Source organism: Ochrobactrum teleogrylli (assembly GCF_006376685.1).
Classification (GTDB): domain Bacteria; phylum Pseudomonadota; class Alphaproteobacteria; order Rhizobiales; family Rhizobiaceae; genus Brucella; species Brucella teleogrylli.
Window position 1 is genome coordinate 647342 of sequence record NZ_VEWL01000001.1, and the last position, 12842, is coordinate 660183.

Below are 12842 nucleotides of genomic sequence, written 5' to 3' on the forward strand. Positions count from 1 at the left end.
TGCGCTCTGCAACCAGAGCGCAAGACGCCGCCTTTTCTTATATGCGCAATGTTTACATCACCTTGAATAATCAATTTCCGTTTGAAATTTTATGCGTTACACAGAAAGGGAATAATTTTCTCATTTCTGGGAATGCGTACTGAATGACTCATCAACAGATACTGTCCTTCGCTGTGATCGTACTCATGATGGGGGCTTTTATCTGGGGCAAGTTTCGATACGACATCGTGGCGCTTTGCGCGCTTCTGCTTGCCATCGCGGTCGGTGTCGTCCCCTATGACCAGGCGTTCAGCGGTTTCAGCGACGACATCGTCATCATTGTCGGCAGTGCGCTGGTGGTTAGCGCGGGCGTCGCACGCTCTGGCCTGATGCAGCTTGCCGTCCAGCGGTTCCTGCCCGAAATGAACAGCGTTCGATTGCAGCTGGCCGTGCTGGTCGCCATCGTGACGGTTCTTTCCGCCTTCGTGAAGAATGTCGGTGCGCTGGCGATCATGATCCCTGTCGCCTTTCAGTTTGCCCGCCGCTCCAATGTCTCGCCCTCGACATTCCTGATGCCGATGGCCTTCGGCGCGCTGCTCGGCGGGCTGATGACGCAAGTTGGCACCTCGCCCAATATCGTCGTTTCGCGTATTCGCGGCGAAATGGTCGGCGAACCTTTCACCATGTTCGATTTCACGCCGGTCGGCGCTGTGCTTGCCGCTGTCGGCCTCGTCTATCTCGTGTGCTTTTACTGGCTGGTGCCGCAGCGCACCCGCGAGAACGTTTCGCTCAACGAAGCGATCAAGATCAAGAACTACGCTTCCGAAGCCCGTGTTTCAAAATCCTCGCCACTGGTAGGCAAGCAGATATCCGAACTGATCCGTCCCGCCGAAGGTGAGGCGATGGTCACAGCCATCATCCGCAAGGAAGGGCGCATCACACCCCTGCCCGACACAGTCCTTGCCGAAGACGATATCGTCATGCTGGAAGGCGATCCGAAAGCGCTCGATACGGTTGTCAGCGCCGGAAAGCTGACCCTGTCCGAAAATCGCGACCCGAAAGACACGAGCGGCTCGACCGACATTGAGGTGGTTGAAGCCGTCATCGGCAAGAATTCCCATCTTGTCGATCTTTCGGCGCAACGGCTCGAGCTTTATGCGCGCTATGACGTCAATCTCCTCGCCGTCAGTCGTCCCGGCGAGCGCATCACGGAACGATTGAGCGAAGTGCGCCTGCGCTTTGGTGACGTGCTGGTGCTGCAAGGCAGACAGGCCAGTCTTTCGACCTTCCTGCCGGAATTCGAGCTTTTGCCTCTGGCGCGGCGCAAGCTGATGCTTGGAAATGTCCGCAAGAGCCTGATACCACTGGCAATTCTGATTGTCGCCATTGGCGCGACCGCTTTCAGCATCGTACCGGTTGCCATTGCGTTTTTCGCAGCTGCGGTTGCGATGCTGCTTTTTAAGGTGATCCCGCTCAACGAAGTTTATGACGAGATCGACGGACCTATTCTGGTGATGCTCGCGGCGCTCATACCCGTATCGGACGCACTCAGGACCACAGGCGGCACTGATCTGATCGCCGAAGCCCTCGCCACCATTGGTCATCAACTGCCACCCGCCGGTGCACTGGCGCTGATCCTGGTCGCCGCAATGATGGTGACGCCGTTTCTCAACAATGCCGCCACGGTTCTGGTCATGGCACCCATTGCAACCAGCTTTGCCGCTGGTCTTGGCTTCAGGCCTGAAGCTTTCCTGATGGCGGTGGCGATCGGCGCGGGATGCGATTTCCTCACGCCCATCGGCCATCAATGCAACACGCTGGTCATGGGACCGGGGGGTTACAAATTCAGTGATTACTCCCGCCTTGGGCTGCCGCTTTCCATCATCATCGCGATCGTAACCGTGCCGACATTGATGTTCTTCTGGCCGCTGAAATAGGACGGCTCAGAGCTTCTGCGCGCGAACCCAGGCAAGGCTTTCCGCCACGATTTTCCCCACCGGGTCGGCAACGTCTGCCCGGAAAACAAGCGGCTCGCCCACCGGGTTTTCCAACGTCGCGATCTGGCTTTCGAGCATGGCGACCGGCATGAAATGGCCAGTGCGGTGTCCCATATGCTCGTGGAGAACTTCGAATGTTCCATCGAGGAAGATAATCAGAACCGGTGCACCGGCAGCAGCGCGTAAGCGGTCGCGATAGGTCTTTTTCAAAGCGGAACAGGAAACGACGATGCCATCATTTGCTGCGGCAAGCTGTTCGCCGATCTTGTCCAGCCACGGCCAGCGGTCTTCATCCTGAAGCGGAATGCCCGCCGACATTTTATCGACATTGGCCTTGGGGTGGAGGGAATCCCCTTCCAGAAAGGGCAGCTGCAATTCGGCAGCGATCTTCTCACCGACAGTGGACTTTCCGGAACCCGAAACGCCCATAACAATCATACGCAGCATCAATATCCTCACAGGCTCGCCGACACGCTGGCGCCGGCATGCGAAGTCAAAAAGTCTTCGCTGAAACAAAACCGGATCACGCAACACGAGCGATGTGCGGCGTAACCCGTCGGCCTGTCAAGCTTCGGTAAAAAATAATCGGCCTTCGCGCGCTAAAGTTTTTAGTTCAGCGGGATTGCGTTACCATCCTTGTGGGCCTGATAAGCGCCGGACATCGCATCATATTTCGCGCGAATGGCATCAAGACGCTTTTCTAGCCGCGAACGATCCGGCTCCGGCAAACTTGCAACGAGCTTGGGCAGGGAATGGCTATGCCAGAAGGCATTGTCACGATTATAGCCGCCCGGTTCCAGCGTGAAGACTTCTTTCAGAATTTTCAGATCGTGCGGAATTGAAAACGCATCGCGCGAGTCTTCATGGCTGAACAGATAGTAGAAATTGTCGAAGCCGCTCCAGGTGATGGCCGAAAGGCACATTGAGCATGGCTCATGGGTGGAAAAGAACACCATATCCTTGGTGTTCGACCTGCCCTTTTCCGGCATTTCATAAAAGCGCTTCAGCGTGTGCACTTCACCATGCCAAAGCGGGTTTTCCGTCTCATTGTTGGTCTCCGCCAAAACGAGCGAGAGATCGGATTTCTGCAAAAGTGCTGCGCCGAAAATCTTGTTGCCAGCGGCAACGCCTTTTTCCGTCAGCGGGATGATATCCTTCTCGAGAACTTCAATCAGTCGTTCCAGAAGTTTCAAATCGTTCGACTGCAAGGCTCTCTCCTCATCTCTGGTCAGGAAATGCGCCGGGCGCGGACGCCCGGCGCTGCAAGACTATTCTGCGAAGAATGCGAAGCGGATCACGAACAGTGCAGCCACCAGCCAGGTTGCGAGGTGAACCTCACGTGCCTTGCCTGTGAAGGCCTTGAGCACGACATAGCTGATGAAGCCGAAGGCAAGACCGTTGGCGATCGAATAGGTGAGCGGAATGGCCAGAGCCGTCAACGCGGCAGGCGTTGCTTCCGTAATGTCGCTCCATTCAATCTCGGTCAGTTCGCGCATCATGAGGCAAGCCACATAGATCAGCGCAGGTGCGGTTGCATAAGCAGGCACCGAACCGGCGAGCGGCGAAATGAACAGCGCTGCAAGAAACAGCAGCGCCACGACGAGCGCCGTGAGACCGGTGCGACCGCCTGCCTGCACGCCGGAGGCGCTTTCGACATAAGCCGTCGTGGACGAGGTACCGAGCAGCGAGCCGCCGAGAATGGCCGTGCTATCGGCAAAAAGTGCGCGGCCGAGACGGTTCGGCTTGCCCGGTTCGATCAGGCCGCCACGCTTGGCAACGCCGATCAGCGTGCCCGTGGCGTCGAAAACTTCGACCAGAACAAAGACGAGAATTACGTGCAGAATGCCGGTGTGGAGCGCGCCCATGACATCAAGCTGCAGGAAGGTCGGCGCAAGGCTTGGCGGTGCGGAGAACACGCCATTGAACTGGCTGATGCCGAGCGCAATCGATGCAATCGTAATCACCAGAATACCGATCAGGATCGAACCACGAACCTTGAGCGCATCCAGAACCGCGATGATGAAGAAACCGGCAATAGCGAGCAGGGTGCCAGCTTTGGTCAGATCGCCAAGCCCGACGAGCGTTGCTTCGTTGCCGACCACGACGCCTGCGGTTTTGAGGCCGATCAACGCCAGGAACATGCCGATACCGGCGGCGATGGCGCTGCGCAGCGAATGCGGAATGCCTTCAACCAGCCAGCGGCGGATACCCGTTACCGTCAGAAGGAGGAAGATGATGCCGGAAATGAAAACCGCACCAAGCGCCTGCTGCCAGCTGAAGCCCATGGCTCCAACGACCGTGAACGCGAAGAACGCGTTGAGGCCCATGCCGGGCGCCATGCCGATCGGCCAGTTGGCAACGAGAGCCATGATGATCGAGCCGAGCGCTGCCGCAAGACAGGTCGCCACGAAAACCGCGCTCTTATCCATGCCCGTGGTGGACAGGATATCCGGGTTGACGAAGATGATGTAGGACATGGTCAGGAAGGTTGTTACGCCGGCGATGATTTCCGTCCGCGCGTTAGTGCCATGTTCCCGTAATTTGAACAGCTTTTCGAGCATCGTTCCTCCGAGGCAAGTAGGCCCGTTTCTCGGGTGCCCACGCCAATTCCGCCACGGACAGATTTGCTGCGCCGCCACGGAATGCAGAATGGAGCAACCCTTTGGGATTGCCAAAATGTTAGACGCCGCCGCATTTTGCACGGACGGACTGGTTCCCCATACACCTCATTGCAGGCAATGCACAGTTCTCTACACGATCTGCACACAATTCTGCCTTGAGAATGCCTATTTATTGACTTGATGAAGTGTGGACTGACTTGTCCCCGAACACCAGTTCCCCATTTGCGGGGAAATATTTGAAAGTGCTTCAAAAAAAAGCACCCGTCTTGGCGACGAATGCGATCTTCAACATGCTGATTAGAAAGCGCTTTTCAGCAAAAGCGCGGTCGCATACATGCCAAGCGCAAAAAATGTATGCGCGACGAGGTTCATAATACGGACATGACGCGCATTCGGCAAACGGGATGCCGCCCAGCCGATTCCCAGCCCCGGCTGCAGCAAAAACCAACCGGCGGCGACCGTTAATATGCCGAAGATCCAGACGGGCAGAAAGACAGGGTCCTCGAACCACGCCGCCCCGCCATAGAAAGCGAAGATCACGCCGTAAAGAACGCCGACACCATAATGGCCAATCCAGCCAAGCGCGACCTCGTGCTTGTAGGGCGCAGCCTTGCCTATATCGTCATGGAAGATCTGGCCTTTGCGAAGGTGCCAAAACCAGCGACCAACCCGCCCCCAGTTTGGAGCAGACTGTCCCGGCATAGCTGCCAGCACGATTGCCCAAATATCCATCACCACTGTTGCGCCGATCCCAATCAGGATACCGCGCCATAGGAGGTCCATCATCTTGCAAGCCCCATCGCCTTGTGAGCTTTTATGTCATCGGGCGATCAGTTAGCAATCTGATCGCCCGATGCGCAAGGATGCCAGTCTCAGTATAGATGTTTTCACACAATATTACGGCCAAGCCGCTGTAACAATCGTTTGAATAGTCATTGCTCTGAAAAGAGAGCGACGATGAAGAAGCACTCAAAGCCTGAACATCTCAACCTTGAAATGCTCTTCATCATCAGCCCCCGCGAGATTGAGTATATGAGAGACCATGCGAGAAACAATTCAAAGTTGTCTCAAAACGGGATCAGAAATGTCCCAAATGCGATTGGATTTCGAAAAAACCGGCGAAAAGAGAGTGGATCCCACGGCAAAACAACAGCCATGCGACATTAATATCGCCCGTCTGCAAGCTCGAATTTTTAAAGAATCGGAGGAATAGAATTGCCAGCTGGAATGCGCTGATCAAAAAAGAAATTGCTAAAATACTCTAAGGCAAGGCAGAAAAAGCAAAAGCGCCGGGACTGGAGACCGACGCTTTGTCACTTTATTTCAATTGTACTTGCGGGGCGATCCTTCGAAAGACGCTCCATAAGCACTTATCGACCGAATACGGCGCTCTGAATCTGCGAACGCGAAACGCCGATGTCGGCAAGAAGATGGTCGTCCATTGCACCGAGTTCACGAACTGCACGGCGACGGGATACATACTGCTGGAATTTCTGACGAATGTTCATTTGCTCTCTCCTCGTTTGGATGAGCATGAAATAGGCGTTTGTCTAAATTTCCACCACGGATATGATTGCAAATGAGGCATGCGTTTTCGCGAGAGCTCCAAGCCTTGAAAAAGGCGAAATCGCACCTCTCGATTTATACTGGCTCAGCAGCAGTTTTACTAAAATGTCTTTTGCCAATGTGTCTCCAATCGATTAGAGGATCGACAAGAGCCTCCTCCCCTCTTTTCGGCCTCCGCGGTTTCGGACCCGTCTTTACGGACATAGTCATGCTTTACGGAATTTTCCTCGCGTTTGCTTCCTATGCTGCATTCGCTATCAGTGATGCCTGCGTCAAATTCATTGACGGCTCGCTGTCTCCCTACGAAACCGCCTTTTTCGGCGCAGTGCTCGGTTTGCTTGCCGTCCCTTTCACCAAGAAAGCCACCGACGGCTGGCTCGATATGTTTCGAACCACCAATGTGAAGATGTGGCTTCTGCGCATGGTCACGACCACGATGGGGACTGTTGGCAGCGTCACCGCATTTACACATCTTTCGATGGCGGAAGCTTTCGCGCTGATTTTCCTGTTGCCTGCATTCGTCACCATATTGTCCGTCGTGTTCCTCAAGGAACAGGTCGGGTGGCGACGCTGGCTGGCTGTCGCCATCGGCTTTGCGGGTGTTCTGGTGGTTCTGCGGCCCGGCTTCCGTGAATTGTCCATTGGCCATCTCGGTGCGCTCGCCGGCGGCATGGGTGGCGCAGTCGGCATCATCATTTTCCGCGTGATGGGCAAACAGGAAAAGCGCATCTCGCTTTATACAAGCGGGCTCATCGGCCCCATCGTCATCTGCGGCGCGCTGATGCTGCCGACCTATCAGGCACCCGATACGATGCAATGGGTCTATCTGGCTGGATATGGCCTGCTGGCAGCACTCGCCAATATTCTGCTCATGCTGGCGGCACATCACGCGCCTGCCAGTGCGATTGCATCGCCGCAATATAGCCAGATGATCTGGGCGATCCTGTTCGGCTATTTCGTCTTCCACGATCATATCGATATGGCGATGCTGATCGGCATTGTGCTGATCGTCATTTCCGGCATGTTCACATTCATCCGCGAACGCCAGCGCGGCGTGGAGGGACCGCCCGCCGTCGCTACATCCGACCCGACGCCTGCGCTCGTGGAAGAAAACCCCACGCAATAACGTCTCATTTCGCGATGAACGATATTGAGCGGGAAAAGCCACCGCCTGATGGCGATGGCCACCACATGCACGTGCTGCATGGCAGGCATGCACGGAACTCTCTTCAAAACGCCCCGCTTCATCGCCATTTAAAAGTCACGGACGAAGAAACTGTCCGTACTGGAGATGAAAAATGTTTGCCCGTTTTAACAATCGTTTCGGTCGTGCATTCGCGCAATTTGGTAGCGCTGTCCGCGCTTCGGCTGCTGTGCGCGTTGGTCATCAGCCTGCCGCGAAAGACCTTGAGACGCTCGGCATCAATGCAAAGCAGTTCCGCGAAATTCACGGATAATTTTCGTGCAAAGAGTATCAAGTATCCGCGTTTTGAACAGCCCCGGCCGAACCCCGGGGCTGTTTTGTTTTGATCAATCTTCGTCGGTGGCCATCTGCTTCAAAAGATCGCCCTTGCCGCGCTGGCGCATGATCATCGGCACGACGACAGCGGCAATTGCGAGCGCGATCAGCGCGACCGACACCCAGGAATGGACGAGCGCCATCGGGTTGCCCTGACTGATCTGCAACGCCTGACGCAAGCTCTTTTCCGCCATTGGCCCAAGGATCAGACCAACGACCACTGGCGCAATCGGATAGGAAAAGCGCCGCAGCACATAGCCGAGCAGGCCGAATGCCAGGAGCAGGCCAAGTTCGAAGGAAACCGGCAGTCCAAACAGCATCGACGTGGACGCATTGGCGCCAATCGTGCCAAGCGTCGCAAACACCAGAATGCCTGCATAAAGCCAATGGCGCGGGATGGTGAGCATCTTCACCCACAGGCCGATCAGCGGCAGGTTCAAAACCAGCAGCATCAGATTGGCGACGAGCAAGCTCGCAACCAGTCCCCAGACCAGCGAAGCATTGGTCACGAAAAGAAGCGGTCCCGGCTGCAAGCCGAACTGTTGGAAACCAGCCAGCATGATCGCGGCTGTTGCAGTGGTCGGCAGACCAAGCGTCAGAAGCGGCACAAGCGTTCCGGCAGCCGACGCGTTGTTGGCAGCTTCTGGCCCGGCAACACCTTCGATTGCGCCCTTGCCGAATTCTTCCGGATGTTTGGAGAACTGGCGTTCCGCCGAATAGGACAGGAAGCTTGATACGTCGGCGCCGCCTGCAGGCATGGCCCCAATCGGGAAGCCGATGGCCGTGCCGCGCAGCCATGGCATCCACGAGCGCTTCCAGTCGTTTTTGGTCATCCAGACCGAGCCTTTGACGGCAATGACTTCATCGTCGGGGCCGAGCTTCTTCGACACCACCGCCAGCGTTTCACCGATAGCAAACAGCGCCACGGCAAGCGTCGTGACATTGATGCCGTCGAGCAGGTTCGGCGTGCCCATCACAAGGCGCGCCTGTCCGGTCAGCTGATCGATACCGATCAGGCCAAGCGCAAGTCCGATGAATAGCGATGTGAGGCCGCGAAGGGTGGAATCGCCAAAAGCCGCCGAGACTGTCATGAAGGCGAGCAACATCAGCGCGAAATATTCTGACGGCCCGAAGGATAGCGCGAATTTCACCACGAACGGCGCGACGAAGGCGAGCGCAAGCGTGGCGATAAGACCCGCAATGAATGAGCCGATGGCAGCCGTGGCCAGTGCTGGCCCGCCGCGCCCGGCCCTTGCCATTTTGTTGCCTTCCAGCGCGGTGACGATGGAGGCGCTTTCACCCGGCGTATTGAGAAGGATCGAAGTGGTCGAGCCGCCATACATGCCGCCATAATAAATACCGGCAAACATGATGAGCGAGCCGGACGGGTCCAGCTTGTAGGTAACCGGCAGCAGAAGCGCGACCGTCAGCGCCGGGCCGATGCCCGGCAAAACGCCGACTGCCGTGCCGAGCGTCACGCCGATCAGAGCATAGAGGAGGTTCGATGGCTCCAACGCCACCAGCAGTCCGTTGGCGAGAAGTGCTACAGTATCCATGATATGCCCTCGCCGTTAGACGAAACGTTCAAGCCAGCCGGATGGCAGCGACAGCTGAAGACCACGCGCGAAGATGAACCAGATCACGAAGGCAAAGATGATGCCTGCCGGAACGCTGATCCAGAACTTGCGATAGCCAAAGCCGCGTGCGGTTGCCGCGAACAGCAATCCGGTGGCCAGCGAAAAGCCGGCTGTCTTCATCGTCAGCATCTGGATAGCCAGACCGCCGATGATCCACGCCATGGGGGCAATTTCCTGATGCTCTCTTTCGGGAAAATCACCGCGTAGCGCTTCGATAACTGTCCATATGGCAAGGCCGAACAATCCTGCAGCAACGACATACGGAACGGTTTTCGGGCCGACCGGCGAGTAACTCGTCACCTCGTTGCCATAGGCCGTGGACCAGGCAATGGCGATCGAAACGGCAGCCAGAATGAAAGCGATGACAAGAGCGGCGATATCCGGCGCCGCCCTGTCAGGGCGACGCTCATCGTGCTGTTGAGACCCTGTCATTTGACGAGGCCGATTTCCTTGAGGATTGTCTCAGTCGCCGCGACATCCTTGGCGAGCTGTTCCTTGAATGCCGGACCGGCGAGATAGGTATCGGCCCAACCCTTATCCTTCAGCGCCTTCTGCCAGGATTCCGATTTCACGAGCTTTTCGACATCGGCGTTGATCGCGGCTTCCTGTTCAGCCGTGATGCCCGGAGCGGCAGCAACCATGCGCCAGTTCTGGATGGAGACGTCCACGCCGCCTTCCTTGAAGGTGGGCGCATCAATGCCTTCCACACGCTGATCGCTGGAAATGCCGATGATGCGCAGCGTACCGGCCTTGATCTGCGAGTCGAATTCGCCGTAACCGGAAATACCGACCGTCACCTGATTGCCGAGAATAGCGGCAAGAGCTTCACCGCCGCCCGAAAACGCGATGTAGTTCACCTTGGTCGGATCGACGCCAGCCGCCTTTGCAAAAAGGCCAGCCGTGATGTGATCGGTGCCGCCTGCCGAACCGCCACCCCAGGATACGGAACCAGGATCGGCCTTCAGCTTGGCGACGAGATCGCCGAGATTTTGGATATCGGATGCGGCGGGAACAACAATGGCTTCATATTCGCCTGTCAGGCGCGCAATCGGCGTGACCTGATCCAGCGTTACCGGCGATTTGTTGGTCAGGATTGCGCCGACCATCACATAACCGCCAACAATCAGCTGGCTGGCGTCGCCCTTGTTCTGATTGACGAACTGCGCCAGACCGATAGTGCCACCGGCACCCGGTACGTTGATAACCTGTACGCTGCTGGAGATCTTTTCGTCCTGAAGCACACTCTGCATCGTGCGTGCCGTCTGGTCCCAGCCGCCGCCCGGAGCAGCCGGCGCGAGCAGCTTGTAATCTTCCGCCGACGCCGAACCGGCTCCCATCATTGCCAAAGCAGCGACCGACGTTACGGCCAGAATAAACCTACGCATATGTCCTCCCAAATCAGACGCAAAGCCGCCTTGCGGCGGACCTCCCCATAGCCCGCTTCCTCTAGCGGGCACAAACTACATGGAGACTACAAAAAATAATTTCAATAGACCATAGCCCCGCAATATTTGCTTTGTGCAGAACATGCCGAGACTCGCTCCTCGTCAAGCGTAGCGATACATTGACTTCGGAACACCCGATTCTTCTTGTAATCTTTGCTCTCCCCCACATTTTTGCCAGCCAAATGCTGGCAATGGCAAGGAAATAGCCAATGGCCGCTGCTGAAACCGCAACCCACGCCGCCGAAGCCGCCCATCATGGCGGTTTCGATCTTATCCCCATCGTCGTGCTTTTGGGCGCAGCCGTCATTGCAGTGCCTTTGTTCAAACGGCTCGGTCTCGGCTCGGTTCTCGGTTATCTCGCAGCCGGGCTGATCATCGGGCCGTTCGGTCTTGGACTATTTTCCGATCCGCAGGCGATCCTGCATGTTGCCGAACTCGGCGTGGTGATGTTCCTGTTCATCATCGGTCTGGAGATGCAGCCCTCGCGCCTGTGGTCTATGCGCGGTGAAATCTTCGGTCTCGGTCTGGCACAGGTGGCACTCTGTATCGGTCTTCTCACTATCGTCGGCCTTACGCTTGGCTATCCGGTTGCGCAAAGCTTCGTCGCAGGCACCGGTTTCGTGCTGACGTCGACTGCCATCGTGATGCAAATGCTGGAAGAACGGCGGGCCATGGGTCTGCCGAAAGGTCGCCGCATCGTTGCAATTCTGCTGCTCGAAGACCTCGCCATCGTGCCGCTTCTGGCGCTCGTTGCCTTTCTGGCGCCGGGCGGCGAAGAAACGACGCTCGCCGACCGTCTGACCGGCATTGCCATCGGGCTTGCCTCCATCGTCGGCCTGATCCTGGCCGGGCGCTATCTGCTCGACCCGTTATTCCGCATTCTCGGCAAAGCCAAAGCGCGCGAGGTGATGACGGCGGCAGCACTTTTCGTCGTGCTGGGTGCAGCGCTTGCCATGCAACTCGGCGGGCTATCGATGGCGATGGGCGCATTTCTTGCTGGCGTGCTGCTGTCGGAATCCACCTTCCGCCACCAGCTTGAAGCCGATGTCGAACCATTTCGCGGTGTGCTGCTCGGCCTGTTCTTTCTCGGCGTTGGCATGTCGCTCGACCTTGCGGTGATTGCGGCCAGCTGGCAGCTGATCATCGTTGCGGTCATCGCCTATATGCTCTTGAAAATGTTTGGTATCTATGCGGTTGCCCGCTTGTTTCGCGCCAGCAACCGCGAAGCCGTCGAACGCGCCGTTCTGATGGCGCAGGGCGGTGAGTTCGCCTTCGTCCTTTATGCCGCTGCCACGGCGGTCAACATCATCGACGCCGAGGCCAATGCGATCCTGACGGCGACGATCATTGTCTCCATGGCGCTCACGCCGATCATGATCATCCTGCATGACCGGCTGATGCCAAAACCTGCGCCTTCCATGGAAGATGTCGAGACGGCAGACAATCTGTCCGCCAGCGTCCTCCTGATCGGCTTTGGCCGTTTCGGGCAGATCGTCAGCCAGCCGCTCCTTGGAAACAGCTGTTCGATTTCCATTATTGAAACCAACACCGATGCCATCCGCAACGCGAAGGACTTCGGCTTCAAGGTCTATTTCGGCGACGGCTCGCGCCTCGACATACTGCATGCTGCGGGCGCACATCATGCGCGACTGATCGTCATCAGCGTTGACGACCGCGAAGCCAGCTTGAAAATCGCGGAACTGGTGAAGGCGGAATTTCCGCTTGTTCCGGTATTGGCAAGATCCCTCGACCGCGAACATGCCATCGAACTGATTAATGCGGGTGTCGAATATCAAATCCGCGAGACCTTTGAATCGGCGCTGGCTCTTGGCGAAAAAGCGCTGGAAATGCTGGACGTCGATGAAGAGGAGCGCGCGCGTGTCATGGAAGATGTTCGCCGCCGCGACAGTGATCGCCTCACAATCGAATTAACCGAAGGCATTTATGCCGGGCGCGATCTCATCCACGGCAACGCGCCGATCAAAGACAAGAAGGGCGGAACGGATAGCGCAAGATAGAACAAGGCGTTTATCGGCATAGCTGAGCCTGTGGTAAAATTGGGTTGATCTGGCCTACCA

At 56.8% G+C, this 12842-nt stretch carries 12 protein-coding genes; 4 read left to right on the forward strand and 8 right to left on the reverse strand.

Features of this window, described 5'->3' with window-relative positions; genetic code table 11:
* Nucleotides 1-143 precede the first annotated feature (143 nt).
* A complete protein-coding gene (locus FIC94_RS02870; protein ID WP_140023848.1) occupies nucleotides 144-1916 on the forward strand; it encodes an SLC13 family permease in 1773 nt (590 codons plus the stop codon).
* 6 nt (nucleotides 1917-1922) lie between these two features.
* Here the strand turns inward: FIC94_RS02870 and FIC94_RS02875 are convergent, their stop codons facing one another.
* From FIC94_RS02875 to FIC94_RS02895, 5 genes are all read right to left on the reverse strand, one after another.
* Entirely contained in the window at nucleotides 1923-2423 is a 501-nt protein-coding gene (locus FIC94_RS02875; protein WP_109367276.1) for a gluconokinase, read from the reverse strand.
* Between the two features lie 161 nt (nucleotides 2424-2584).
* Entirely contained in the window at nucleotides 2585-3184 is a 600-nt protein-coding gene (locus FIC94_RS02880; RefSeq protein ID WP_140023849.1) for a deaminase, read from the reverse strand.
* Between the two features lie 60 nt (nucleotides 3185-3244).
* Nucleotides 3245-4537: an NCS2 family permease gene (locus FIC94_RS02885; protein WP_121538279.1), complete on the reverse strand. Its 1293-nt coding sequence runs from the start codon at nucleotides 4535-4537 to the stop codon at nucleotides 3245-3247.
* A 357-nt stretch (nucleotides 4538-4894) separates the two neighbouring features.
* The gene (locus FIC94_RS02890) at nucleotides 4895-5383 is read right to left on the reverse strand and encodes a DUF2938 domain-containing protein (protein ID WP_180917886.1); all 489 of its coding nucleotides are present in this window, start codon (nucleotides 5381-5383) and stop codon (nucleotides 4895-4897) included.
* A gap of 584 nt (nucleotides 5384-5967) precedes the next feature.
* Nucleotides 5968-6105 carry a DUF1127 domain-containing protein gene (locus FIC94_RS02895; RefSeq protein ID WP_078336882.1) on the reverse strand — a complete coding sequence of 46 codons (138 nt, stop codon included), beginning with the start codon at nucleotides 6103-6105 and terminating at the stop codon, nucleotides 5968-5970.
* Nucleotides 6106-6371: 266 nt separating this feature from the next.
* Here FIC94_RS02895 and FIC94_RS02900 point away from each other — a divergent pair, with 266 nt between their 5' ends.
* Nucleotides 6372-7289 carry a DMT family transporter gene (locus FIC94_RS02900; protein ID WP_140023850.1) on the forward strand — a complete coding sequence of 306 codons (918 nt, stop codon included), beginning with the start codon at nucleotides 6372-6374 and terminating at the stop codon, nucleotides 7287-7289.
* 172 nt (nucleotides 7290-7461) lie between these two features.
* Nucleotides 7462-7620, forward strand: coding sequence for a hypothetical protein (locus FIC94_RS22355; RefSeq protein ID WP_167836079.1), 159 nt, complete (start codon nucleotides 7462-7464; stop codon nucleotides 7618-7620).
* 73 nt (nucleotides 7621-7693) lie between these two features.
* Here the strand turns inward: FIC94_RS22355 and FIC94_RS02905 are convergent, their stop codons facing one another.
* From FIC94_RS02905 to FIC94_RS02915, 3 genes are read right to left on the reverse strand one after another with little or no spacing between them, the layout of a single operon-like run.
* The gene (locus FIC94_RS02905) at nucleotides 7694-9238 is read right to left on the reverse strand and encodes a tripartite tricarboxylate transporter permease (RefSeq protein WP_109367271.1); all 1545 of its coding nucleotides are present in this window, start codon (nucleotides 9236-9238) and stop codon (nucleotides 7694-7696) included.
* A 15-nt stretch (nucleotides 9239-9253) separates the two neighbouring features.
* A complete protein-coding gene (locus tag FIC94_RS02910) occupies nucleotides 9254-9751 on the reverse strand; it encodes a tripartite tricarboxylate transporter TctB family protein (protein ID WP_109367270.1) in 498 nt (165 codons plus the stop codon).
* Nucleotides 9748-10704, reverse strand: a complete 957-nt coding sequence (locus FIC94_RS02915) for a Bug family tripartite tricarboxylate transporter substrate binding protein (RefSeq protein WP_121538273.1) — start codon at nucleotides 10702-10704, stop codon at nucleotides 9748-9750. The genes FIC94_RS02910 and FIC94_RS02915 overlap by 4 nt, the downstream gene beginning before the upstream one ends.
* 269 nt (nucleotides 10705-10973) lie before the next feature.
* Between FIC94_RS02915 and FIC94_RS02920 the strand changes: the two genes are divergently transcribed.
* Complete coding sequence (locus tag FIC94_RS02920; RefSeq protein WP_140023851.1) at nucleotides 10974-12782, forward strand: monovalent cation:proton antiporter-2 (CPA2) family protein; 1809 nt, start codon at nucleotides 10974-10976, stop codon at nucleotides 12780-12782.
* Nucleotides 12783-12842 lie beyond the last annotated feature (60 nt).

What these genes read in the sequence shown, in the direction of transcription:
- FIC94_RS02870 (WP_140023848.1), top strand. Translation starts at nt 144, where the DNA reads ATGACTCATCAACAGATACTGTCCTTCGCTGTGATCGTACTCATGATG.
- FIC94_RS02875 (WP_109367276.1), bottom strand. Translation starts at nt 2,423, where the DNA reads ATGCTGCGTATGATTGTTATGGGCGTTTCGGGTTCCGGAAAGTCCACT.
- FIC94_RS02885 (WP_121538279.1), bottom strand. Translation starts at nt 4,537, where the DNA reads ATGCTCGAAAAGCTGTTCAAATTACGGGAACATGGCACTAACGCGCGG.
- FIC94_RS02890 (WP_180917886.1), bottom strand. Translation starts at nt 5,383, where the DNA reads ATGATGGACCTCCTATGGCGCGGTATCCTGATTGGGATCGGCGCAACA.
- FIC94_RS02895 (WP_078336882.1), bottom strand. Translation starts at nt 6,105, where the DNA reads ATGAACATTCGTCAGAAATTCCAGCAGTATGTATCCCGTCGCCGTGCA.
- FIC94_RS02900 (WP_140023850.1), top strand. Translation starts at nt 6,372, where the DNA reads ATGCTTTACGGAATTTTCCTCGCGTTTGCTTCCTATGCTGCATTCGCT.
- FIC94_RS22355 (WP_167836079.1), top strand. Translation starts at nt 7,462, where the DNA reads ATGTTTGCCCGTTTTAACAATCGTTTCGGTCGTGCATTCGCGCAATTT.
- FIC94_RS02905 (WP_109367271.1), bottom strand. Translation starts at nt 9,238, where the DNA reads ATGGATACTGTAGCACTTCTCGCCAACGGACTGCTGGTGGCGTTGGAG.
- FIC94_RS02910 (WP_109367270.1), bottom strand. Translation starts at nt 9,751, where the DNA reads ATGACAGGGTCTCAACAGCACGATGAGCGTCGCCCTGACAGGGCGGCG.
- FIC94_RS02915 (WP_121538273.1), bottom strand. Translation starts at nt 10,704, where the DNA reads ATGCGTAGGTTTATTCTGGCCGTAACGTCGGTCGCTGCTTTGGCAATG.
- FIC94_RS02920 (WP_140023851.1), top strand. Translation starts at nt 10,974, where the DNA reads ATGGCCGCTGCTGAAACCGCAACCCACGCCGCCGAAGCCGCCCATCAT.